The 22,521-nt window shown below is 62.6% G+C and carries 17 protein-coding genes and 5 pseudogenes; 6 read left to right on the plus strand and 16 right to left on the minus strand.

The genetic code is table 11. From position 1 onward, the window contains the following. Positions 1 to 2: 2 nt before the first annotated feature. From LOY51_RS11570 to LOY51_RS11595, 6 genes are all read right to left on the minus strand, one after another. Entirely contained in the window at positions 3 to 1,262 is a 1,260-nt protein-coding gene (locus LOY51_RS11570) for an SAM-dependent methyltransferase (RefSeq protein ID WP_125858354.1), read from the minus strand. After that, the gene (locus tag LOY51_RS11575; RefSeq protein WP_125858355.1) at positions 1,237 to 2,049 is read right to left on the minus strand and encodes a DUF1365 domain-containing protein; all 813 of its coding nucleotides are present in this window, start codon (positions 2,047 to 2,049) and stop codon (positions 1,237 to 1,239) included. The genes LOY51_RS11570 and LOY51_RS11575 overlap by 26 nt, the downstream gene beginning before the upstream one ends. Continuing rightward, positions 2,046 to 3,293, minus strand: coding sequence for an NAD(P)/FAD-dependent oxidoreductase (locus tag LOY51_RS11580; protein WP_125858356.1), 1,248 nt, complete (start codon positions 3,291 to 3,293; stop codon positions 2,046 to 2,048). The genes LOY51_RS11575 and LOY51_RS11580 overlap by 4 nt, the downstream gene beginning before the upstream one ends. Before the next feature lie 6 nt (positions 3,294 to 3,299). Continuing rightward, the gene (locus LOY51_RS11585; RefSeq protein WP_258646268.1) at positions 3,300 to 4,052 is read right to left on the minus strand and encodes an SDR family NAD(P)-dependent oxidoreductase; all 753 of its coding nucleotides are present in this window, start codon (positions 4,050 to 4,052) and stop codon (positions 3,300 to 3,302) included. Continuing rightward, positions 4,049 to 4,471: a nuclear transport factor 2 family protein gene (locus tag LOY51_RS11590; protein WP_125858358.1), complete on the minus strand. Its 423-nt coding sequence runs from the start codon at positions 4,469 to 4,471 to the stop codon at positions 4,049 to 4,051. Before LOY51_RS11590 ends, LOY51_RS11585 begins: the two co-directional genes overlap by 4 nt. A gap of 128 nt (positions 4,472 to 4,599) precedes the next feature. Next, a complete protein-coding gene (locus tag LOY51_RS11595; protein WP_125858359.1) occupies positions 4,600 to 5,046 on the minus strand; it encodes a PAS domain-containing protein in 447 nt (148 codons plus the stop codon). A 119-nt stretch (positions 5,047 to 5,165) separates the two neighbouring features. Here LOY51_RS11595 and LOY51_RS11600 point away from each other — a divergent pair, with 119 nt between their 5' ends. After that, on the plus strand, positions 5,166 to 6,065 hold the full coding sequence (locus tag LOY51_RS11600) for a MerR family transcriptional regulator (RefSeq protein WP_258646271.1): 900 nt from the start codon (positions 5,166 to 5,168) through the stop codon (positions 6,063 to 6,065). A gap of 4 nt (positions 6,066 to 6,069) precedes the next feature. On the opposite strand, the gene LOY51_RS11605 is transcribed toward LOY51_RS11600, so the two are convergent. Then, positions 6,070 to 6,963: a LysR family transcriptional regulator gene (locus tag LOY51_RS11605; RefSeq protein ID WP_110994839.1), complete on the minus strand. Its 894-nt coding sequence runs from the start codon at positions 6,961 to 6,963 to the stop codon at positions 6,070 to 6,072. Between the two features lie 309 nt (positions 6,964 to 7,272). On the opposite strand from LOY51_RS11605, the gene LOY51_RS11610 reads away from it, so the two are divergent. The 4 genes from LOY51_RS11610 to LOY51_RS11625 all read left to right on the plus strand — a co-directional run bounded on the left by LOY51_RS11610 (position 7,273) and on the right by LOY51_RS11625 (position 12,472). After that, the gene (locus LOY51_RS11610; protein ID WP_125858361.1) at positions 7,273 to 8,352 is read left to right on the plus strand and encodes a 4-oxalomesaconate tautomerase; all 1,080 of its coding nucleotides are present in this window, start codon (positions 7,273 to 7,275) and stop codon (positions 8,350 to 8,352) included. A gap of 60 nt (positions 8,353 to 8,412) precedes the next feature. After that, a complete protein-coding gene (gene dctA / locus LOY51_RS11615; protein ID WP_258646274.1) occupies positions 8,413 to 9,726 on the plus strand; it encodes a C4-dicarboxylate transporter DctA in 1,314 nt (437 codons plus the stop codon). A gap of 120 nt (positions 9,727 to 9,846) precedes the next feature. After that, positions 9,847 to 11,151, plus strand: a complete 1,305-nt coding sequence (locus tag LOY51_RS11620; protein ID WP_110994842.1) for a CitMHS family transporter — start codon at positions 9,847 to 9,849, stop codon at positions 11,149 to 11,151. 67 nt (positions 11,152 to 11,218) lie between these two features. Then, a complete protein-coding gene (locus LOY51_RS11625; protein WP_258646275.1) occupies positions 11,219 to 12,472 on the plus strand; it encodes an OprD family porin in 1,254 nt (417 codons plus the stop codon). A gap of 164 nt (positions 12,473 to 12,636) precedes the next feature. Here LOY51_RS11625 and LOY51_RS27350 read toward each other — a convergent pair whose 3' ends face one another. From LOY51_RS27350 to LOY51_RS11665, 9 genes and pseudogenes are all read right to left on the minus strand, one after another. After that, positions 12,637 to 12,810 carry a hypothetical protein gene (locus LOY51_RS27350; RefSeq protein ID WP_445081727.1) on the minus strand — a complete coding sequence of 58 codons (174 nt, stop codon included), beginning with the start codon at positions 12,808 to 12,810 and terminating at the stop codon, positions 12,637 to 12,639. After that, a pseudogene (locus LOY51_RS27135) lies at positions 12,784 to 13,104 on the minus strand (hypothetical protein); the annotation flags it as partial. The pseudogene LOY51_RS27135 and the gene LOY51_RS27350, both read right to left, overlap by 27 nt. Positions 13,105 to 13,496: 392 nt before the next feature. After that, positions 13,497 to 13,826 (minus strand): hypothetical protein, encoded by a 330-nt coding sequence (locus tag LOY51_RS11635; RefSeq protein ID WP_258646277.1) that lies wholly within the window; start codon positions 13,824 to 13,826, stop codon positions 13,497 to 13,499. Between the two features lie 76 nt (positions 13,827 to 13,902). Beyond that, positions 13,903 to 14,121 (minus strand): annotated as a pseudogene (locus LOY51_RS11640) (RHS domain-containing protein); the annotation flags it as partial. An 80-nt stretch (positions 14,122 to 14,201) separates the two neighbouring features. Then, positions 14,202 to 14,558 (minus strand): hypothetical protein, encoded by a 357-nt coding sequence (locus LOY51_RS11645; RefSeq protein ID WP_258646279.1) that lies wholly within the window; start codon positions 14,556 to 14,558, stop codon positions 14,202 to 14,204. Between the two features lie 341 nt (positions 14,559 to 14,899). Then, positions 14,900 to 16,099: pseudogene (locus LOY51_RS11650) on the minus strand (RHS repeat-associated core domain-containing protein); the annotation flags it as partial. Positions 16,100 to 16,205: 106 nt separating this feature from the next. Next, positions 16,206 to 16,733 carry a hypothetical protein gene (locus LOY51_RS11655; protein ID WP_125858363.1) on the minus strand — a complete coding sequence of 176 codons (528 nt, stop codon included), beginning with the start codon at positions 16,731 to 16,733 and terminating at the stop codon, positions 16,206 to 16,208. Positions 16,734 to 16,759: 26 nt separating this feature from the next. Then, on the minus strand, positions 16,760 to 21,436 hold the full coding sequence (locus LOY51_RS11660; RefSeq protein WP_258646280.1) for an RHS repeat-associated core domain-containing protein: 4,677 nt from the start codon (positions 21,434 to 21,436) through the stop codon (positions 16,760 to 16,762). 284 nt (positions 21,437 to 21,720) lie between these two features. Continuing rightward, positions 21,721 to 22,248 (minus strand): annotated as a pseudogene (locus tag LOY51_RS11665) (LysR family transcriptional regulator substrate-binding protein); the annotation flags it as partial. On the opposite strand from LOY51_RS11665, the pseudogene LOY51_RS11670 reads away from it, so the two are divergent. Continuing rightward, positions 22,247 to 22,476 (plus strand): annotated as a pseudogene (locus LOY51_RS11670) (lipoyl synthase); the annotation flags it as partial. The pseudogenes LOY51_RS11665 and LOY51_RS11670 overlap by 2 nt on opposite strands. Positions 22,477 to 22,521: the final 45 nt, after the last annotated feature.

Consider the following 22,521-nt stretch of genomic DNA (forward strand, 5'->3'; position numbering starts at 1 on the left):
GCTCAGGCGCCCGGCAGCGGTGCCCGGCGTGCCTGGGGTGTGGCCCAGAGCAATTGCGCCACACCGATGACCCGCTCCTCGAAGCCGCCCTGGCAGTAGCACAAGTAGAACTCCCACAGCCGCTGGAAGGTGTCGTCGTAACCCATTTCGCTGAGCGCCCCGCGCGCCAGGCGCAGGTTGTCGCGCCAGTGGCGCAGGGTGCGTGCATAGTCCTGGCCGAAGTCCTCCATGTGCAGCAGGTTCAACGCGGTCTGCCGGCTGGCGGTGTCGAGCAGCACGCTGAGCGAGGGCAAGGCGCCGCCGGGGAAGATGTAGCGCTGGATGAAGTCCACCGAGCGGCGCGCCTGGGCGTAGCGCTGGTCGCGGATGGTGATGGCCTGCAGCAGCATCAGGCCGTCGTCCTTGAGCAACGCCGCGCACTGGCGAAAATAGGTTGGCAGGTAGCGATGGCCCACGGCCTCGATCATCTCGATCGACACCAGCTTGTCGAAGCGCCCGCGCAGGTCGCGGTAGTCCTCGCACAACACGCTGATGCGCCGCTCCAGGCCCAGCGCCTTGACCCGCTGCAGGGTATGGCTGTATTGCGCCTGGGACAGTGTGGTGGTAGTGACCCGGCAGCCATGGCGGGTGGCGGCGTGGATGGCCAGGCTGCCCCAGCCGCTGCCGATCTCCAGCAAGTGGTCGTGGGGCTTGAGCTCGAGCTTCTGACAGATACGTTCGAGCTTGTTCAACTGCGCCTGTTCCAGGCTTTGCTCGGCGCTGTCGAACTGCGCCGCGGAATACATCATGGTCGGGTCGAGCAAGCGTTCGAACAGGGCATTGCCCAAGTCGTAATGGGCCAGGATATTGCGCCGCGCGCCGCGCCGGCTGTTGCGATTGAGGCTGTGCAACAGGCGCAGGGCCGGGCGGCCGAAGCGCGCCAGGCCGCGTTCCATGGCATCGAGCACGTCGAGGTTGGCGACGAACAGACGGGTCACTGCCGCAAGGTCAGGGCTGCGCCAGTAACCGTGGATATAGGCCTCGCCGGCGCCAATCGAGCCATTGCCGGCAACCATGCCCCAGGCGGCCTCGTCCAGGATCTCGACTTCGGCGTATAGCGCGCTGTCGGTTTCACCGAAGGTCCATTGCTGGTCGTTGCCGATCAGCCGTAGCTGGCCGCGGCTGATCCGGCGTAGCTGGGCCAGCACGGCGTTCCTGACCAGGCCACCGAGCAGCGGTGTCAGGCCCGCCGATTTGCTAACGCTCAACGTGGGTTCGGGCATGTTTGGGCTCCTCACAGGTGGTCTGGCCAAGGCGCAGGTTGCCCTGGCTTGCGCGGTGATCGTGGATGGGCGTGCGCTTGAACAGCAGGCGCAGGGCTTGCCAGTAGATGGCCGACAGCGTGCGCAGGCTCATCCACGGGAAGGCCAGCAGGTGCTGGTGCAAGCTGCTGCGGTTCAGCACCCGGCGCTCAAGGGCCAGGTCGGCGGCGAACACTGCCTGCCCTTCGCGGTGGTTTTCCATGTGGATGCGCAGCCGCTGGGCATCGAGGAAAAAACGCAGGCGGTACTCCATGTCCAGCGGCATGAACGGCGACACATGGAAGGCCTTGGCCACGCAGAACTGCCGGGGCTGGCCTGGCTGCACCGGCAGCACGTAGTGGAAGCGTTCGCGCCAAGGGGTGTTGCGCACTTCCAGCAGGATCGCCGCGAGCTGGCCCTCGCGGTCATGGCAGAAGTAGAAACTCACCGGGTTGAACGACAGCCCCCAGCAGCGTGGCTGGGTGAGCAGGTGCACGGCGCCCTCGGGGACCTGCCCGGTAGCCTGGCCGACCAGTTGGCGGGCGGCCTGGGCCAGCGGCATGCCGCTGCGGGTAAGGGCCGGCAGGTAGTCGCTTTCACGCCAGCAAAGCGGGGCCAGGCGCGAGTGCCCGAGCCAGCGTGACAGGCCAAGCAGCCAGGGCTGTTCGGCCAGGTCCAGGTAGAGCATGCCGATGCGGTAGCGAAAGGCATGCAGGCGCGGTGTCAGGCGCCGATGGCTGACCCAGCCGCGGCACAGGCTGCTGTTCACAGGCGCTCTCCAAAGTGTTCGGCCACTTGCAGCGCGCTGACCACGCCGTCCTCGTGAAAGCCGTTGGCCCAGTAGGCACCGCAGTAATAGCTGTGCTGGCGCCCCTGCAACTCGCCTTGGCGGGCTTGGGCGGCCAGCGCCGCCAGGCTGTATTGCGGGTGGGCGTACTGGTAGCGGGCGAGGATCTGCGCTGGGTCCACCAGGGCGGTCTGGTTCAGGCTGACGCAGAACGTCACCGGAGCCTCGATGCCCTGCAGGATGTTCATGTCGTAGGTCAGCGCGGCGGGCGCCTGTTCGCTGCCACCCAGGCGGTAGTTCCAGCTGGCCCAGGCCTTGCGCCGCCTTGGCAGCAGGCGGGTGTCGGTGTGCAGCAGCACATCGTTGCTGGCGTAGCGAATGGCGCCGAGCACCGCGCGTTCCTCGGCGCTGGGGGCCTCCAGCAGCGCCAGGGCCTGGTCGCTGTGGCAGGCGAACACCACCCTGTCGAACCGTTCGCTGCCGGCCGTGCTGTTCAGCGTTACGCCGCCATCGTCACGGCAGACCCGGCTGACCGCGCAGTTCAGGCGAATGCGCTCTGCGAACGGCCGGCACAGCGGCGCCAGGTAACTGCGCGAACCGCCTTCGACCACCCGCCATTGCGGGCGGTGGCTGACCGACAGCAAGCCGTGGTTGCGGCAAAAGCGCACGAAGAACTGCAGCGGGAAGCGCAGCATGTCGCTGCGTGACATCGACCAGATCGCCGACCCCATGGGCACGATGTAGTGGTCGATGAAACGCTGGCCGTAGCGCTGCGTGCGCAGGTAGTCGCCAAGGGTGGTGGTGGCTTCGATGCGCTGGTTGTCCAGGTCGGCGAGGGCCTGGCGGTTGAAGCGCAAAATGTCCCGCAGCATGCCCCAGAAGCCCGGTGACAGCAGATTGCGACGTTGGGCGAAAAGGCTGTCGAGGGTGTGGCCGTTGTACTCGCAGCCGGTGCGCGGGTCGTGCACTGAAAAGCTCATCTGCGTGGGCCGCGAGGCCACCCCCAGGTAGCCCAGCAGGCGGATGAAGCTGGGGTAGGTCCAGTCGTTGAACACGATGAAGCCGGTGTCCACGGCATAGTGCTGGCCGCGCCACTGCACATCGACCGTGTGGGTGTGGCCACCGATCCAGTCGGCGGCCTCGAACACCGTGACTTGGTGCCGGCGCGAGAGTAGGTGGGCGCAGGTGAGGCCGGCGATGCCGCTGCCGATGATGGCGATCCGCATGTTCGGCTACCCCTGTTCACGGCGGGCCATGCGCTGGCCCAGCTTCAGGCGCCAGCGCACCGGCAGCGCGCCTAGCAGGCGCAACACGCAGGTGAACAGGCCGGGGAAGTTGATCTCCAGTGGCCGCTGCGCCAGGCGTGCGGCGATATGCCGGGCGGCGCGCTCGGCACTCCACATTTGCGGCATGGCGAAGTCGTTGCGCCGGGTCAGCGGCGTATCGACGAAGCCGGGGCTGACCAGGGTGACATCGATGCCTTCGGTGATCAGGTCGACGCGCAGCGACTCGACCAGGTAGCGCACTGCGGCCTTGGATGCGCCGTAGGCACCGGCCCGTGGCAGCGCCAGCCAGCTCACCGAACTGCCCATCACCACCAGATGTGGTCGCTGGCCGCGCCGAAGCAGGGGCAGGGCGGCCTGGATGCAGTGGCACAGGCCCAGCAGGTTGGTGCGCATTACCCGTTCGACCAGGGCCGGGTCGAAGTGGCCGGGCTCCAGGTACTCGCAGGTGCCGGCGTTGAGGATCACCAGGTCGAGGGCGCCCCAGTGCTGCTCGATACTCGCGGCGATCTGCGCTACTTGCGGCGCCTCGCTGATATCACCTACGGCCATTAGCGTCTGGCCTGCAAAGCGCTCGGCCAGCGCTTGCAAGCTGCTGGCCTGGCGGCCACCCAGCGCGACCTGATGGCCTTGTTCCAGCAAGCACAGCGCCAGGGCAGCGCCGATGCCGCTGCTGGCGCCGGTCAACCAGCAGCGGCTCATGCCAGCCGGCCCTTGAGCCAGCCGATCAGCCCACCGACCACGGGCACGTGCTCGTACAGCAGCGCGCCGGCATCGAAGTAGTCCTGGTGAAACTCGACTTGCTCGCGCCAGCGCAGGTGGCTGCAGCCGTCAAGGCTGATCGGCCTGCCGCCGGCCAGGCGCGGGTGGCAAAAATGCAGGGTCCAACGCAAGTAGCCGTGGCCCGGCTGTACCTGGTCGGCGCCGTGGAAGTCGTAGCGGATGACCTGCACGTTGGCGTACAGCGTGGCGAAGTAGGCACGCAGGGCAGGCAGGCCGTCGATCTGGTGCAGGGGGTCGCGGAAGGTCACCGTTTCGCTGTACAGCTCGTCGAGCCGCTGCAGGTTGCCAGCGTTCAAGCCGGCAAAGCGTTCGGCGAAGGTTTGCAGGTAGTCGGACATGCGCGGCTCCAGGCAATCCTGTACACGGAACGATTTTTGTACAGGTATACCTGAAGCCTATGTCTAAAACTGTACAAGTCAACCTGCTTGTACATTTTTAGAAGGGCCCGCTCCCACAGGCGTGTACATCAGTGGTTGCTGGTGGCCAGTTGCTGGCGCAACTGCGCCACCTCGGCTTGCAGCTCGCGGACTTTCTGCTCGGCGGATACCTGTGCACTGACGTCACGCTGAATGCCGATGAAATAGGTCAGCTGGTCGGCCTCATTGTGCACCGGGGTGATCGACAGCTCGTTCCAGAACAGGCTGCCGTCCTTGCGGTAGTTGCGCAGCACTTCGCGGCAAGGGCGGCCGTCGCGGATCGCCTCGCGGATGTTCGCAAGCCCCGGCTGGTCATGGTCCTGGCCCTGCAGGAAGCGGCAGTCCTGGTAGAGGATGTCGTCGACGGCATAGCCGGTCAGGCGTTCGAATGCCGGGTTGGCGTAGATCAGGATGCTGTCGCTGCCTTCCTGTTCGGCGACGACGATGCCGTCGTTGGAGGTTTCGACCATCAGTTGCAGCAGCTTTGCGTCGATCATGTGAGCCTCGGGTAATGGTGGCGTGCGCGCTGGCCGCCATGATGACGCACGAACGCTCGGCGCAAAAGGCGGGGATGGGTTTAGAATGGCGTCCCCGGCCCCTAGACCCCACGTGCCCGATGACCGAAGCGATTTCCCCTGATTTGCTGCCCATGCGCGAAGTGGTGAGCCTGACCGGCATCAACCCGGTGACCCTGCGCGCCTGGGAGCGCCGCCACGGGCTGATCAGCCCCCAGCGCACCGAAGGCGGCCATCGCCTGTACACGCCCGAGGATGTACAGCGCATCCGCGACATCCTGCACTGGACGGGCAGTGGCCTGCCGATCAGCAAGGTCGGCGAGTTGCTGGCCCGTCAGCACGAGCAAGGGGGCCGGGCGGTCGAGCAGGGCAGCGATGCCTTCGACGACTGGCGCGCTGCCGTGCTGCGTGCCACCCAGGCCTTCGATGGGCAGGCGCTCGAAGCGCTGCATGGTCAGGTGTTCACTTTGTTCCCCAAAACCGTCGCGCTGCGCGAAGTGCTGATGCCGGTGTGGCGCCAGTTGGCCGCTGGCACGGCGTTCGGCCAACGCAGCCAATGGCTGTTCCTCGATACCTTCCTGCGCGCCCGGCTGTTGCTGCGCCTGCAACTGAACCAAGCCGCCGCCCCGCGCGTGCTGTTGTGCGCAGTCGGTGGCGTCAGCGAGTTGGAGCTGCTGTGCAGCGCCCTGATGCTGGGTGGGGAACAGCAGCGTGTCGAGGTGCTCGGCAACACCCAGCCGCTGGACGAGCTGCCGCTGCTGTGCGTGGCCATGCGCCCGGCGGCACTGGTGATCAGGGTGCAGGGCCCGATCAGCCCGGCCCTGGCCACGCGGTTGCGCACCCTGCAGATGGAAATCGCCTGCCCGATGGCGTTGCTGGGCGACGGCCTGGCCGAGTTTGCCTCGCTGTTGCAGGGCATCCCGTTGGCGCTGCTGGAGGGGCAGGGCGTCGAGGCCGGGCCCAAGCTTGCGGCCTTGCTCAGGGGCGCACTGGAGCTGTAAAGGCTCAGCCGCTGCGCCACTTCTCCAGCAGTATCGCCACGAACTTTTCCGCCGCAGGCGACAGCGAGGCGCCACGCCGGTACACAAGGCCCAGGGTGCGGGTGACCTCCGGCTCGGTGAGCGGGACGCTGACCAGGGTCGGGTGGTCGGGCCCAGGCATCGCCAGGCTGGGCATTGCCGAAACCCCCAGCCCGGCCTCGACCATCCCCAGGGATGTGGACAGGTGCTGCACCTCGTAGAACCATTTGGGCCTCAGGCTCAGCCCGCTCAAGGCGTGGTCCAGCAGCATGCGGTTGCCGCTCAGGCGGCCAACGCCGATCAGCCGATAGTCGGCCAGTTCCGACCAGGTCACCGCTTTGCGCGATGCCAGTTCATGGTCGCGCCGGCAGGCCAGGACGAACGGCTCCTGCACCAGCGAGACGAACTCGATGTCCGAGTGCTGGCCGCTCATCATGTTGATGCCGAAGTCCGCTTCGCCGCGCAGCACTGCCTCCAGGCCGTCGTTGGCGCTGAGGTCGAGCAGGCGGATGCGGATCTTCGGGTACTGCTGGTTGTACAGGCGGATCACCGAGGGCAGGAAGTAGAAGGCCGCCGTGGGGATGCAGGCGAGGGTGACCTGGCCGCTCTGGCGCTCGGCCAACTCGCGGATGCTCAGGATCGAGTCCTCGAAATCATCGAGCAGGCGGCGTGCCTTGGGCAAAAAATCCCGGCCGACGCTGGTCAGGCTGACGCGCCGGGTGGTGCGTTCGAGCAGCGGCGTGCCCAGGCCCTCTTCGAGCTTCTTGATACGCCTGCTCAGCGCCGGCTGCGACAGGTGCAGCACCTCTGCCGCTTCGTGGAAGCTGCCCAGTTCGGCGATTTTCACGAAAGATCTGATGTCTTGGAGCTCGTATTCCATGGCGACTCTCGGTTTAGTCCTTGATATAGCGATCAGGGCTGCCTTGCAGCCCATCGCCGGCAAGCCGGCTCCCACATGGATCGCGCCAGCTCAGTCAATGCGCTAACCCTGTGGGAGCCGGCTTGCCGGCGATGAGGCCAGTGCCTGCCACACAAAACATGGGTTCCACACGTGATCAACATCCACGTTTGATTGATTTGCCAAACGCAATAATAGCTACGATCTTTGCATTGGATTGATTTATCCATGCCTGTCACTCTTTCGATCACAACATCAATTCAGCCGATTGATCAACAAGAGTCACTAGACATGCAACGAATCCCCTGTGTGCTCATGCGCGGCGGCACCTCCAAAGGCCCCATCTTCCATGCCTGGGATCTGCCCACCAATGTGGTCGAGCGCGATGAAGTGCTGCTGCGCCTGATGGGCTCCGGCCACGAGCTGGAAATCGACGGCATCGGTGGCGGCAGCCCGCAGACCAGCAAGGTGGCGATCGTCAGCCCGTCGCTGCACGCCGACGCCGATGTCGATTACCTGTTCGTCCAGGTGATGGTGGCCCAGCGCCGCGTGGACACCGCGCCCAACTGCGGCAACATGCTCTGCGCCGTGGGCCCGTTCGCCATCGAGCAAGGCCTGGTCAAGGCCGTCGAGGGCAAGACCCTGGTGCGCATCCGCAATCTCAACACCAACACCTTCGTCAATTCCCTGGTCGAGACGCCCAACGGCATCGTCCGTTACGAAGGCCGCACGGCCATCGATGGCGTGCCGGGCACGGCGGCGCCGATCCACCTGACCTTCCTCGACGCGGTCGGCAGCAAGACCGGGCAGCTGTTCCCCACCGGCCAAGCCTGCGATGTGATCGACGGCGTGCCGGTGACCTGCATCGACATGGCCATGCCGATGATGATCGTCGAGGCCAGCCAGCTGGGCCTGGACGGCGGCGAAAGCCCCGCCGAGCTGGATGCCGACAGCCGCCTGCTCAAGCGCCTGGAAGCGCTGCGCCTCAAAGCCGGGCGGGCCATGGGCCTGGGCGATGTCAGCGGCATGGTCATCCCCAAGCCGGTGCTGGTCAGCCCGGCGAAGTTCGGCGGCACGCTGCAGGTGCGCTACTTCATGCCGCACAACTGCCACCGGGCGCTGGCCATCACCGGAGCAATCGGGCTGGCAACTGCCTGCGTCAGCCCCGGCACCGTCACCATGAACCTGCTTGGCGATGCGGCCCAAGGCCTGCAGGAAGTGCGCCTCGAGCACCCCAGCGGCGGCATTGATGTGGCGCTTTCGCGCAGCGGGCCGGACGGCAAGACGATCCAGGCGTCCGTGGTGCGTACCGCCCGCCGGCTGTTCTCAGGTTTCGTCTACGCGCCAACGGCACGGCGGCTGGCTGGCTGAGCCGCTGTACCCACGGACGACACAGCGCATCCGCACAAATCCAACAATGGGTGATGCCTCATGAAACTGGTCAAATCGCTGTACTTCCAGATCCTCTGCGCCGTCCTGCTGGGCGTGGTGGTCGGGCACTTCTGGGCGCAACAGGCTGTGGCCCTGAAACCGCTGGGCGATGCCTTCATCAAGCTGATCAAGATGATGATCGCACCGGTGGTGTTCTGCACCATCGTCACCGGCATCGCCGGCATGAGCGATCGGCGCTCGCTGGGCCGGCTGATGAGCAAGACGCTGTTGCTGTTCCTGGTGCTGACCGTGATCAGCCTGGCGATCGGCCTGGCCGCGGTGCATATCTTCCGCCCGGGCGAGGGCATGAATATCGACCCGTCGACCCTCAGCACCCAAGGGCTGAGCCAGTACACCGACTCGGCGGCCAAGCTGGGTGTGGTCGACTTCTTCATGCACATCATCCCCGACACCTTCATCGGCGCGTTCAACAAAGGCGAAGTATTGCCGGTGCTGTTCCTCGCCGTGCTGTGCGGCTTTGCCCTGTCGGCCATGGGCGAGCGCGGCCAGCCGGTGCTCACGGTGCTGGAGTCGGCCTCGCAGATGGTGTTCAAGATCTTCGGCTACCTGATGCGCTTCGCCCCGGTGGGTGCCTTCGGCGCCCTGGCGTTCACCGTGGGGCAGTACGGCATCAGCTCGCTCGGCGCGCTGGCCAAGCTGGTCATGACCCTGTACATCGCCTGCGCCTTCTTCGTGCTGGTGGTGCTTGGCGGGGTGTGCCGGGCCAATGGCTTCAGCCTGTGGAAGCTGCTGCGCTACCTGCGCGAAGAGTTTCTGGTGGTGCTCGGTACTTCCTCCACCGAGCCGGTGCTGCCGCGCATGCTGCAGAAGCTCGAAGCCCTGGGCTGCAAGAAGGGCGTGGTAGGGCTGGTGCTGCCCACCGGCTATTCGTTCAACCTCGACGGCACGGCCATCTACCTGTCGCTGGCCGCAGTGTTCATCGCCCAGGCCTGCAACATCGACCTGACCCTGGGCCAGACCCTGACCATGCTGGCGATCATGCTGCTGTCGTCCAAGGGCGCGGCGGGGGTCACTGGTAGCGGCTTCGTTGCGCTGGCCTCGACCCTGACCGTGATTCACGACATCCCGCTGGCGGGGCTGGCGCTGCTGATCGGTGTCGACCGCTTCATGTCCGAGGCGCGGGCGCTGACTAGCCTTGCCAGCAACGCGGTAGCCACGGTGGTCATCTCGCTGTCGGAAAACGCCTGTGACCGGCAGACGCTGATGCGCACCCTGGCCGATGGCCCGCAACCCGCCGCCAGCACAGACAGCCTAGCCCACTGGCCGGCCGGTGAGCCACACCGGCACAGCTAGACCGCCCGCTTACAAGCACTGAATGACATAAACTTCCACCCAGCGCCGCGAGGCGCGGGTGGGGCAAGGGCCGTTCGCGCTCGCCGCGGCCACTCCCAATAAAAACAAGAGAATATTCCCATGCTTGCATTGCTTGGCCTGGTCATGGTGGTGACCTTCACCTACCTGATCATGAGCAAACGCCTGTCGCCGATCGTCGCGCTCACCGTAGTGCCCATTGTCTTCGCCGTGATCGGTGGCTTTGCCCCGGACCTTGGCAAGATGATGCTCGACGGCCTGAAAACGGTCGCACCGTCCGCCGCCCTGCTGCTGTTCGCCATCCTGTTCTTCGGCCTGATGATCGATGCTGGGCTGTTCGACCCGTTGATCCGCAAGATCCTCAAACGGGTCAATGGCGACCCGATCAAGATCGCCATGGGCACCGCGTTGCTGTCGCTGCTGGTGGCCCTCGACGGCGACGGCACCACCACCTACATGATCACCTGCGCCGCCATGCTGCCGCTGTACAAGCGCATCGGCATGAACCCTATGATCCTGGCGACCATCGCCATGCTGTCGCTGAGCATCATGAGCGGCCTGAGCCCGTGGGGCGGGCCGGCCACCCGGGCCATCGCCGCCCTGGGCCTGGATGCCAGCGAGTACTTCATCCCGATGCTGCCGACCATGGTCGGCGGCGCTGCCTGGGTAGTGTTCACCGCCTTCCTGCTGGGCCGCGCCGAGCGCAAGCGCATCGGCAACATCAAGCTCGAATCCGGCGGCGGCAACTGCTACATCAAGGCGATCCTGGAAGACACTCCGCACAAGCGCCCGCGCCTGGCCTACGTCAACCTGGTGCTGGTGATCGCAGTGATGGTCGCGCTGGTGATGGGCCTGATGCATGCGGCGATCCTGTTCATGATCGGCTTCGTCGCGGCCTTGATGATCAACTACCCGCAGCTCGAGCTGCAGAAGGAACGCATCCTCGCTCACTCCGGCAACGCCATGACCGTGGTGCTGCTGGTGTTCGCCGCCGGTATTTTCGCCGGCATCTTCTCCGGCACCAAGATGGTCGATGCGCTGGCGCAGACCCTGGTCGACTGGATCCCTGAAGCATGGGGCCACTGGTTCCCGCTGGTGGTGGCGATCACCAGCATGCCGCTGACCTTCGTGCTGTCCAACGATGCCTACTACTTCGGTGTGGTGCCGATCCTGGCCAACGCGGCCGCCGCCTATGGCATCGACCCGGTGGAGATCGCCCGCGCCTCGGTGCTTGGGCAGCCGGTGCACCTGATGAGCCCGCTGGTGGCGTCCACCTTGCTGTTGGTCGGCATGGTCGACCGCGACATCGGCGAGTTCCAGAAAGCCACGGTGAAGTGGGCGGTGCTGACTTCGCTGGTGATCACCGCGCTGGCCCTGCTGACCGGGGCCCTGTCCTTCTTCGTCTGACCCTCCCTGACGGGTGGCCGAGCGGCCGCCCGGTAACGCGCCAATAACAATAAAAGAGTCCCCGAACATGACACGAGCCCTTCAGCGTGGGGCCGCTTGCGGCCTGCTGTTCTGCACCTTGCCTGCGGCCCAGGCGGCCGGTTTCGTCGATGACGCCAGCCTCAAGCTGCAGCTGCGCAATGTGTACTTCAACGAGAACTTTCGCGACGAGCAGGGCCTGAGTGCCCGCGCCGCCGCCAACGCCAAGAGCGAGCGGGTGGAATGGGCGCAGGGTTTCCTGCTGGACTACCAGTCTGGTTTCACCCAAGGCCCGCTCGGCCTGGGGGTGGATGCCCTGGCACTGGTCGGGGTGAAGCTCGATTCGGGGCGCGGGCGCAGTGGCACCGGCCTGCTGCCGGTGCATGACGATGGCCGCGCGGCGGACGAATTCGCCAGTGCCGGGGTAACCGCCAAGGCCCGGCTGGGCGCCACCGTGGTCAAGCACGGCAGCTTGCTGCCCAAGACCCCGGTGCTGGTCTACAACGATGCTCGCCTGCTGCCGCAGACCTACCAGGGTACCCAGCTGGTCAGCACCGACATCAGCGGCCTGACCCTGAGCGCCGGCCACCTCGACCGCTTCAAGCAGCGCGACTCTTCCGACAGCACCGGGCTGTATGCCGACGGCTACGGCGGTCGCGAATCGGGTGACTTCACCTACGCCGGCGCCGAGTACGCGGTCAGCAAGCAACTGCGCTTGAGCTACTTCCATGGCGAGCTGGAACACTTCTATCGCCAGGACTTCGGTGGGGTCCAGCATGACCTGCCGCTGGCGGGCGGCGTGCTGACCACCGACCTGCGCTATTTCAAGAGCCATGACAGCGGCGCGGCCTACGGTGGCCGCATCGACAACGACATGTTCAGCGGCCAGCTGGCCTACACCCACAGCGGCCACACCCTGGGCGCGGGCTACCAGGTGCTCGATGGCGAGGCAGGGCTGCCTTATGTCAGCGGGGCGACGGTGTATTCGTTCAGCAACGTCGGCATCGGCAAGTTCATCGAGGAAGAAGAGAAAACCTGGATGGCCAGCTATGCCTACAACTTCGCCGCTGCCGGCGTGCCGGGGCTGACGTTCATGACCCGTTACCTGAGCGGCGACAATGGCCGCTCCGGCACGGCGGGCTTGAGCGAGTGGGAACGCGACATGGAGCTGGCGTACGTGGTGCAGTCGGGCAGCTTCAAAGGCCTGGGGGTGAAGCTGCGCAACTATGTGTACCGGGCGGACTTCGCCCGTGGCCGGGACAGCAACCGCATTTACCTGACCTACGACATCGCCCTGTGGTAGCGCATCCTCGGGCTAGGGTTTATACGAGAAGTTCTGTGGGAGCGGGTTTACCCGCGAAGGGCTGCAAAGCAGCCCCATTAGTGGCGATGAAACCTTATCTGACTGGCATCCGGCAGTGGGGGAGGGCTGAACTGGCATTTTCTAATAGCGGGCGATGAGCTTACTTAGCGAGCTTTGGCCTTGCTCTTGTCAGGGACTGGGTCGCCGTTAAGCAGGCGGTGGACGAGGTTGCCGCGCTCATCGTACTGATAGTGGGTGCCGGCGTACTCGCGCAGCAGGTTGTCGGCCGGGCCGAAGGCAAAGGTCTTGACGCCCAGGCGGCTGGTAGTTTGCAGCAACCGCCCCACCGGGTCGTATTGATAGGCCAGATAGGCAATCGCATCGATTGGCTGCGCCTTGACCTCGGTGTGCCATAACGGGTCCTGATCGAACTCATATTCCCGACCGCTTCAGTCCGGCTGGCGCAGCAAGCGGATCGGGTAATTTCGTTGTGCCTGGACCACCGGCGCGAAACTGCCCGGTTCGTACAGGTAGTGCACGGTGCGCCCGGTCTCGCCTTCATCCTGCGGCGGCGAGCTTTCCCTGGCGAGGGTGTCGCCATCCCAGCCGTACAGGGTGTGGGCGCAATCCAGAAAGCCAGAGCCAACATAACTGCAAGGAGGCTTTTCAGAGTGTCTGCGACTGACACAACCCTTCGCCAACTACACAGACATTGCTATTCGCGCTGAGCTTGCTGTGTCGAAGCGGACTAGAGGATCCTGGCAAATTCTTGGCAAGTAATTCTTGTCGCTATTTGAAAAAATTTTAGATCAAGTCTCTGTGCGATAAGTCTTGCTGCAAAGATCACATTTTAGAAAATTTCTTTGTTTCAAGATCAGCCTGCTAGATGGAGGTGTAAGTGAATAACTAAAAATATTGTTCGCAATCCTAAATGGCTAGCACCAATGGTCTTTAATGCGGCCCTGATTCCGACATTCTCTGGAAGTGCGCCGCATCTCAATTGAGTTATGACTCCGCCTTATCATTAGTTGGTTGATCTGATTTCCATCAATGCCTTCTCTAGAATTTTCATGTTCGGCGGGACGCTATCCCTCGCTTTAGACTTTATCCAGCGAAGATAGGGGCTCTTCGCGCCGCTCACCAACTTTCGCCCTTCATCAGTCACTTCACTGATTTTGATGGTCCTTTTGATAAAAGACAATTCATCATTAACCAGGTCGCAGGAGACCAAGCCGTTGTCTTGCAAAAATTTAAATAGATATCGAAAGCCTTCTTCTGTGCGCACTTGCCACTCCGGTATCTCTGAGTACGCACTAACAATCTCATCCACATCCCAAAGAGTATAATCGTCCATTTCAAGGTCTCCTCACAATTTTAGAAACACCAATAACTGGCACTAGATCACCTGTGGTCCGGTCCTCACCCCAGGCTCTGTACTGCGCCGTCCACGCCATCTCACCGTTGTGGTCGGTGAGTTCCATCGGTGTACCGAGGTGATCGCATCGGTACCAGGCAACCGCATCGTATTGATACTGGCGCTTGAGAAGCGTGGACTTGCCGTCATGGCTGCCCAGCAGTTGCTCCTGCAAATGGCCTGCCGGGTCCCACGCCTGGGTCTGCATCAGTTGGTTGCCTTGATGGCGGACCACTCATATCGGATTGGTGATGGCAGCCACACGACAAATGCAATGAGCCAATAGACGGCTCATTGCACGGTTTCCAAAACTCTTTACTGCTTAGCCATTTCCACTAGAGCTTTCTCCAAAAGAGACATGTCAGGTGGGTTTTTTTTCGACCCTTTCCCTCTCAACCATGCGGGAATTTTTTTTCTACACAACTCGTATCCCACTTCAGAAAAATCATTTACTCGATACTCCCTTTCAATTAGTTCTCCGTTCTGATCGAATGGATTCACTAACAAGAGGCCCTTTCGGAAGAAAAAATCGTACTTTGCAACCTGAGCTCTCTTTGCGACTGTTTGGGACTCCAAGTCAGGTACTAGATCCCCATTTTCATCCAACAGCTTGTAAGCAGAAACTAGCTCTCCAGGCGCGCCCCAAACAACATGGTTATTCACTTTCGTCATGGCAACCTCACTACCTCTGACACACCGACAACAGGAATAAGCTTCTTGGTGCTCCTGTCCCTGATATAAGTACCACCTTCACGCCTAATATTTTGCTCTTTCTGTATTTGCTCAGTCTTATCCGCCGTCAAGCTAGTGATCTCGTAAGTTGTGGCCTGACCACTCTCTATCACAGCAGTATCAACACGGCGGCGCTCATCAGTTACAGGATCTCTAACGGAATTGCCTTTTTCATCTCGAAGGTAACACTCGCTCTGAATAGTGGCGTCAGGGTGTTTTTTGGTAATTATCTGATTGAATTGCTGATGACGACGATCCCCATCAACCGCATTTTTTATCCTGGCCAGCCCCCATGGATCAATCCAGTCAACCGGGTTCGGTACATACTTATAAAGGTTTAAACCGCCCCAATAACTGATCGGGTCCTGGCTAACGAACCGCCCAACCCTCGGATCATAGTACCGATAGCGGTTGTAATGCAGCCCCGTCTCGTGATCGTGGTACTGGCCCTGGAATCGAATCGGGTTAGTCATCCCGACCTGCCTGGCCCACTCCGAACGCGCCTCGCGTGCTTCACCCCAAGCCTTGTACTGCGCCGTCCACGCCACCTCACCGTTGTGGTCGGTGAGTTCCATCGGTGTACCGAGGTGATCGCACTGGTACCAAGCAATCAAATCGAACGGCTGCGCCTTGACCTCGGTGTGCCATAACGGGTCCTGATCGAAATCGTATTCCCGGCCGCTCCAGTCCGGCTGGCGCAGCAAGCGGATCGGGTTGTTTCGTTGTGCCTGGACCACCGGCACAAAACTGCCCGGCTCGTACAGGTAGTGCACGGTCCGTCCGGTCTCGCCGTCATCCTGCGGCGGCGAGCTTTCCCAGGCGTGGGTGTCGCCATCCCAGCCATACAGGGTGTAGCCACACCCCAGTTCACGTTGGCGTTTGGCCCGCTGCATCCGGTTCTAGCCGCTGCCCGAACGGGGATCGTCCTGATAGCGTGCACTCGAGTGTTTATGCAGGCGGCGGCCCAGGGCGTCGTAGCTGTAGACCACGCTTAACTTGCTGTCGTCAAAGCGGGTCAGGCGGTCGAACAGGTCCCAGGTCAGGCGCGCCTTGTCGCCGTTATGCAGGCGGTGGACGAGGTTGCCGCGCTCGTCGTACTGATAGTGGGTGCCGGCGTACTCGCGCAGCAGGTTGTCCATCCGCTTGTTGCGGCGGGGGGCGCGTTCCAGCGGGCGGTTGAGCTGCTGGGCGTTGTCGTCCAGCAGGTTGCCGGCCGGGTCGAAGGCAAAGGTCTCGACGCCCAGGCGGCTGGTGGCTTGCAACAGGCGCCCGATCGGGTCGTACCGATAGGTCAGATGGCCACGGCGACTGTCCTGGATATCGGTCAGCTGGCCAACCGCATCGTATTGATACTGGCGCTTGAGCAGTGTGGACTTGCCGTCATGGCTACCCAGCAATTGTTCTTGCAACCGACCTGCCGGGCCCCAAGCATGATGGCGGACCACTTCGCGGTACAGTTCATCGCACTTATAGTTCAGCAGTATCTTGAAGCTGTTGCGCACCTCTTGGCGCACCAAATAAAGGTGCACCACCTCATTCCGGGGCCGAACACGTAGCGACAGTAGCTTCGCGGGCTTATTTTATATATCAGGGCAATAATTTCGGCACGTACCCCGGACTGGCATTTAGAGGTTTCCTAACCCCTGTATTGAAAAACAAATGCCAGTTTTTCCCCGAACTCAATGCCCCGTCCGTCCAGTGATACCTATCATTTACATGCTTCCCATCCCCCGCAGAGCTCATAACACCTTTATGCGCTATTTTCTTGAGCAATTTGTTTGTGATTCTACTAATTTTCTGTTCCGCTTCGGATCTGTCGCCTGCGAGTACTGATGCTCCTATCGCATGTTCATCCTCACCACCATAAACAACCCTGACAAAACCCACCTTATCTTGGCGATTCACTGCACCTTGCCGCACGCCTGCAAAGCCAAAATCTTTTTTATCCCCGATCAGCACCATCATCTGAATAGAGTCTTCAAAGTGTTTCTTGGTTATCGAGGAAATTTCTTCAATCAGAGTAAATGGCTCAGAATAATTGGTCGACATGAACACATCATAGCCGGACTCATTCTTTAGCTGCTCAAGCAAAACCAAGTACTCATCAAAGCTCATGAAGACATTTTTTTCCACAATACACCTCAAGGGCAGGGCTTATTATATGCACGGAACTGTACTTCATCAGAGGCATCCTCTTGGGAGGCCTTAGTTCTTAGATCTTCCATCGCCTTCTGTTCACGCGCTATAGGCGTTTCACCATCTGCTTTTACCTTGCCAACATTCCCGTATACCCTCTTACCATTTTCGTCGACATAAATAATATCGGGGCGCCGTCCATTTTTGTGGCCACCTGGTGTAAAGATTTTTCGTTCACTCAACACCCCTCCACCGGCAATTACCGTACCACCAGAAGCCTGCACCTCTCGCCCCCACGCCGCAATTACCTGGTTATGCGGCCCCTCACCATTAGTTTTCGGCCCCCGCTTCGCCAACCCAAGCGGGTCTATCCAGTCAATAGGGTTCGGCGTATACGCAAAGAGGTTCAACCCACCAAAGTAGCTGATCGGATCTTGGTTGATGAACCGCCCAGCCTTCGGATCATAGTATCTATAACGGTTGTAATGCAGCCCGGTCTCGTGATCGTGGTACTGCCCCTGGAAGCGAATCGGGTTGCTCAGGCCAATCTGCCTGGCCCACTCCGAACGCGCCTCGCGTACTTCACCCCAAGCCTTGTATTGTCCGGCCCACGCCACCTCACCGTTGTGATCGGTTAGCTCCATCGGCGTGCCCAGGTGATCGCACTGATACCAGGCAATCGCCTCGAATGGCTGCGCCTTGACCTCGGTGTGCCACAACGGATCCTGATCGAAATCGTATTCCCGGCCGCACCAGTCGGGCTGGCGCAGCAAGCGGATCGGGGTATTTCGTTGTGCCTGGACCACCGGCACGAAACTGCCCGGCTCGTACAGGTAGTGCACGGTGCGCCCGGTCTCGCCTTCGTCTTGCGGCGGCGAGCTCTCCCAGGCGAGGGTGTCGCCATCCCAACCATACAGGGTGTAGCCACACCCCAGTTCACGCTGGCGTTTGGCCCGCTGCATCCGGTTCCAGCCGCTGCCCGAACGGGGATCGTCCTGATAGCGTGCGCTCGAGTGTTTATGCAGGCGGCGGCCCAGGGCGTCGTAGCTGTAGACCACGCTGAGCTTGCTGTCGTCAAAGCGAGTCAGGCGGTCGAACAGGTCCCAGGTCAGGCGCGCCTTGTCGCCGTTATGCAGGCGGTGGACGAGGTTGCCGCGCTCGTCGTACTGATAGTGGGTACCGGCGTACTCGCGCAGCAGGTTGTCCATCCGCTTGTTGCGGCGCGGGTCGCTTTCCAGCGGGCGGTTGAGCTGCTGGGCGTTGTCGTCCAGCAGGTTGCCGGCCGGGTCGAAGGCAAAGGTCTCGACGCCCAGGCGGCTGGCAGCTTGCAGCAACCGTCCCACCGGATCGTATTGATAGGCCAGATGGCCACGGCGGGTGTCGTGGATATCGGTCAGTTGGCCGACTGCATCGTATTGATACTGGCGCTTGAGCAGAGTGGACTTGCCGTCATGGCTGCCCAGCAGTTGTTCCTGTAAACGGCCTGCCGGGTCCCAGGCCTGGGTCTGCATCAACTGGTTGCCTTGATGGCGGACCACTTCGCGGTGCAGGTCGTCACGCTCGTAGGCCAACAGTTCGTGCTGGTCGAGGGTCATGCCCAACACATGGCCGCTGCCGTAGGTGAGCACGCTGACCTTGTGCCCGTCCGGGCGAATCGTCGAAACACGATGATTGAGGGCGTCGTACGCGTGCTGCCACACCGCGACCATCGGCACGTCAGTCTTGAAGTAGTACTGGTGCTCGCGGGTCAGGTTGCCGGCTTCATCAAAGAACCACTGCAGCTTGCTGTCGGCGTTGACGGCCTGGACCAGCTTGCCGTTACCGTCGTAGGCAAAGGTTTCTTCCTGGCGCTGGTCGCCCAGGCTCGCCACCCGCGAGGCCAGGCGCCCCACGGCATCGAAGGTGATATCGATCCGGCGTTGGCCGACCTGCGTGCTGGCCAGCCGGCCGCTGTCCGGGTCGTACCGGTAGCGCGTCACCAGGCCATCGAAGCCCTTTTCTTCCAGCAAACGACCCACCGGGTCGTGGAGGAAGGTGGCCTTGCTCTCGTTCTCGTTCTCCAGCCCGATCAAGCGGCCCAGCTTGTCCCAGCGGTAACGCACCGTGTGCTCGGCAGCATCCACGCGTTCAGCAAGCAGCCCCGCCGTGTTGTAAGACCAAGTGGTGCAGCGGTCCAGGGCATCGGCGTGGGCCAGCAGGCGGCCTTCGGCATCACGTTCGAAGCGCTCTTCGGTGTTGTCCGGATGAATGACTTTCGCCAGCTGGCCGGCGTTGTATTCATAGGCGGTCTTGCTGCCGGCGGCATCGGTGAACAGCGCTAGGCGGCCGAGATCGTCGTATGCCCACTGGCTGGTCTTGCCTGAGCAGTCGGTGAACTCGACCAACTGATCGGCTGCGTTGTAAGCCAGCTTCTTTTCGTTGCCCGCTGCATCCTTGATTGCCTTGATCAGGCCCGAGGGCGTGTAGGTGTATTCGGTCCTGTTGCCCAGCGGGTCAGTGGCTTCAATCAGGTTGCCCTTGAGATCGTAACCACGCAGCCACAGGCCACCTTCGGCATCGCGGATCTTGATCGGATGGCGACGGTCGTCATAGGCAATGTGGACCTTGCTATGGTCGGCACGGATATGGCGGATGACGCTGCCTTGATCATCGTAGTCGTAGCGGTCTTCGCTGCCGTCCGGGTGAACATGACGCACGAGTTTTTTGCGGTCATCGCGGAACAACCACTCCGAGCGCTCGTCGGGGTAGCGGATGCGATAAAGATGCCCCTGGATGTCGTAGTAGTACCAAGTCTCCTGGCCGTGGGCGTCGGTGACGTAGGTAAGGCGAATGTTCTCGTCCCACTCGAGCTTCGTGTCGAAGCTGCCATCGTCAGCCCATTCACGGAAGGCCTTGGCATCGAAGGCACTGCCATCCCATTGCAGGTTCATGCCGCGACCGGTGCGGTCGGTGTAGCGGGTCACCAAATGGTGCTGGTACTGGTAGTGCCAGGCCGCGCCGTTCTCGTCCTGGGCGGCAGTCAGATCGCCTTGGTCATCGTAGTGGTAGGCGCACAACTGACGCAGCGGCTGGCCGTCGCGCATTTCCCACAGGCCGGTGATATGGCCGCGTTCGTCGATCAGGGTGCCGAGGTGGCGCAGCACATCCTGCGCGTCGCCCTGGAAGGTGATGATGTCGGACAGCACCGGGCGGCCTTCGTGGCGATGCTCGTAGTGCAGCATGCAGCCGGCGTCGTTCCCCAGCAGGATCTTGCGCAGGTAATAGCGATCGCCCACGCGCAGGTAATACTCCTTGCGCACGAAACCACGGCAGATCACCAGCTCCTCTTCGCTGCTGCGCACCAGCAGCAGGTCTTCGATGGCGTTGAACAGCGCCTTGCCGACCTTGGGCAGGTCGAAGGCATGGCTGCGAGCGTCGTGGTCATGGAACACCAGGCCCTTGCCCACCACGTCGATTCGGGTAGTGAATTCGGTGACCCAGCGCGCCCCGAGGCTGCCCTGGTCATATTCGGCCAGGCGCGAGTGATAGGTCCGCTGCCATTCGATGGGGAAGGGGCCAGGCAAACTGAAATCGGTATGCAGGATGAACTCGGAACCCAGCGAGAAACTGATGCTATGGCCGGTACGGGCCTTCGGCTCGGGTGGGCAAGGGGGACGCTTGGGGCTCGGCGTCTGCTCAGCCGGTGCCTGCCTGCCACTGACCGCCAACTGCCCCTTGCTTTGCTCGCGCTCCACCTGGGTCACGGTATCCGGCTTGACCACCCCCGGCTGGCCGTTCCTGTTGCGCTTGCGAAAGCCCTTTACCGCGCCGTCCAACACGTTGAGCATCCAGCCGATGCTCATCTGCGTGCCAGGGTCGGCCAGCTTGTTCAACTGCTGGGTCATCTCCGGGCCCAGGGCGCGCAACTGGCCGGTGTTGGCCAGCACCTTGGTCTTGATTTCGTCCGGCAGCAGCTTGCTCGTCGCGCTGTTGGCCAGGCCCTTGCCGGCAGCCTTGTAGGCGCTGTGTACCGCACCGAAGAAATTGCTGATCGCCGTCTTGGGGTCGTAGAGCAACTGATCGCTCGCCGCCGCCATCTGCTGGCTCGCCGCCGCTTTGTCGCCTTTGGCATCAAGCTGGCCGAGCACCACCTTCTCCAGGCCATCGGCGATCTCGCCGGTCACCTTGGTGCCGAGCGCACCGGCGTCGGCGAGGATCTCGGCAATCTTCGGTTGGGCCTGTTTGACGAAGTCGTCGATGGTGCCGGCGATGGTGGCGTTGAGGTGCCCGCTCAATACCGTGATCAGCGAATCGCCCAGCAGCATCTTGGCGCTGTTGCGCAGCTCCTGGCGCACCAGGAACAGCGTTGGCCGCAGGCTCATGCGCGCCGCGGCCATGGTCGGCGGCGTCGGCAGCACGCCGATCAGGTTGATGCCCAGGCTCACCCAGTCGAGCAACTGGCGGTTCTTGCTCTTGACCAGGGTCACCACGTCGCCCAGGGCGTCGACCAGGGCCATGATGTTGCCGACCACCGGCAGGGCGCCGGCCACGGACTTGATCCGTTCAAGGGTGACGTAGCCGCCACTGACCGATTGCAGCCAGGCGTCAAAGGCGGCGGCGCCACGGCCGACGTCCTTGACATCAATGGTGTTGAGCGGGGCGACGGCGACCTGCGGTTCGCGCTGCTTGGTTTCGCCGCTCATGCCAGCGCCTCGCTGCCCAGCGGGCGCTTGGCCTGTTTTCCAGGGGTGACGGCCATCTTGGCGCGTGTTGCCATGTGCAGCTCTCCATGCGTGAACGCGGTCGCCCGGCGGGATCCAGCCAGGTCGAAACGGGGCTGGAAAAGATACCGAGGCGGTTCACAGGGAGGGCGTCAGGTATTTCTTGAAGAGTTGAGGGACGATTCCTGCGTGGCGGCTGGATAATTCCTACAAGCAGCAGAGGCAGATAAATGGCCTCTGATCATCAATGGGCCAGCAGAAAATGGTCAGCCCAACCCAGGCTGATGCATGCAGGCGTTCAGGTCTTCAAGAAACGCCTGCAGGATCGGCGGTGGCGATACCCCGCGGCGGGTGATGACGTCGAACGGCGAGGTCAGGTCCAGGCTGCTGGGCTCGGCGAAGTGCACCGGCAAGAAGCCGATGTAGGCGCCGGAAATGATCAGGATCGCCGCCGCCTCGATGTTCTCCACGGTAGCGGCGGCCTTGCTCACGCCCAGTTGCTCCAGGTCGTACTGCTGCATGTAGCCGCGCACGACGATATGGCAGCCGCGCACTTCTTCCAGCAGGCGGCCATTGCTTGCCTTGCTCCCATACAACGGGTGGCGCCGGCCGCAGTACAAGCCCAGGGCTTCGTCATACAGCGGCAGGTAGGACAGCCCCGGCACCCGCAGGGGGAAATGGCCGATGGCCAGGTGCAGACGGCTGTCCAGCACCCGCTCTTCCAGCTCCGCCGGGGCGCCGATGTAGATGTGCAGGTGGGCATCGTGCCCGCGCGAGACGAAGCGCTGGGTGGTGCTCGAGGTGATGCAGCGCTTGCGCGAGCACCAGGTCGACATGCTGACCCTGGGGCATTACCTGCAACCGTCGCGCAGCCACCTGCCGGTGCAGCGTTTCGTGCACCGGACACCTTCGCCTGGTTTGCCGAGCAGGCCGTGGCGATGGGCTTCAGGAACGTGGCGTCGGGGCCGCTGGTGCGCTCGTCCTACCATGCCGAGCAACAGGCGGCGCAGGCGGTGGGGTAGATCCCGCGCTGCATGGGCCGGCCGACACTGTCGGCCGGCCTGCGC

Origin of the sequence: Pseudomonas sichuanensis (assembly GCF_024749065.1) — a bacterium.
Classification (GTDB): Bacteria; Pseudomonadota; Gammaproteobacteria; order Pseudomonadales; family Pseudomonadaceae; genus Aquipseudomonas; species Aquipseudomonas sichuanensis.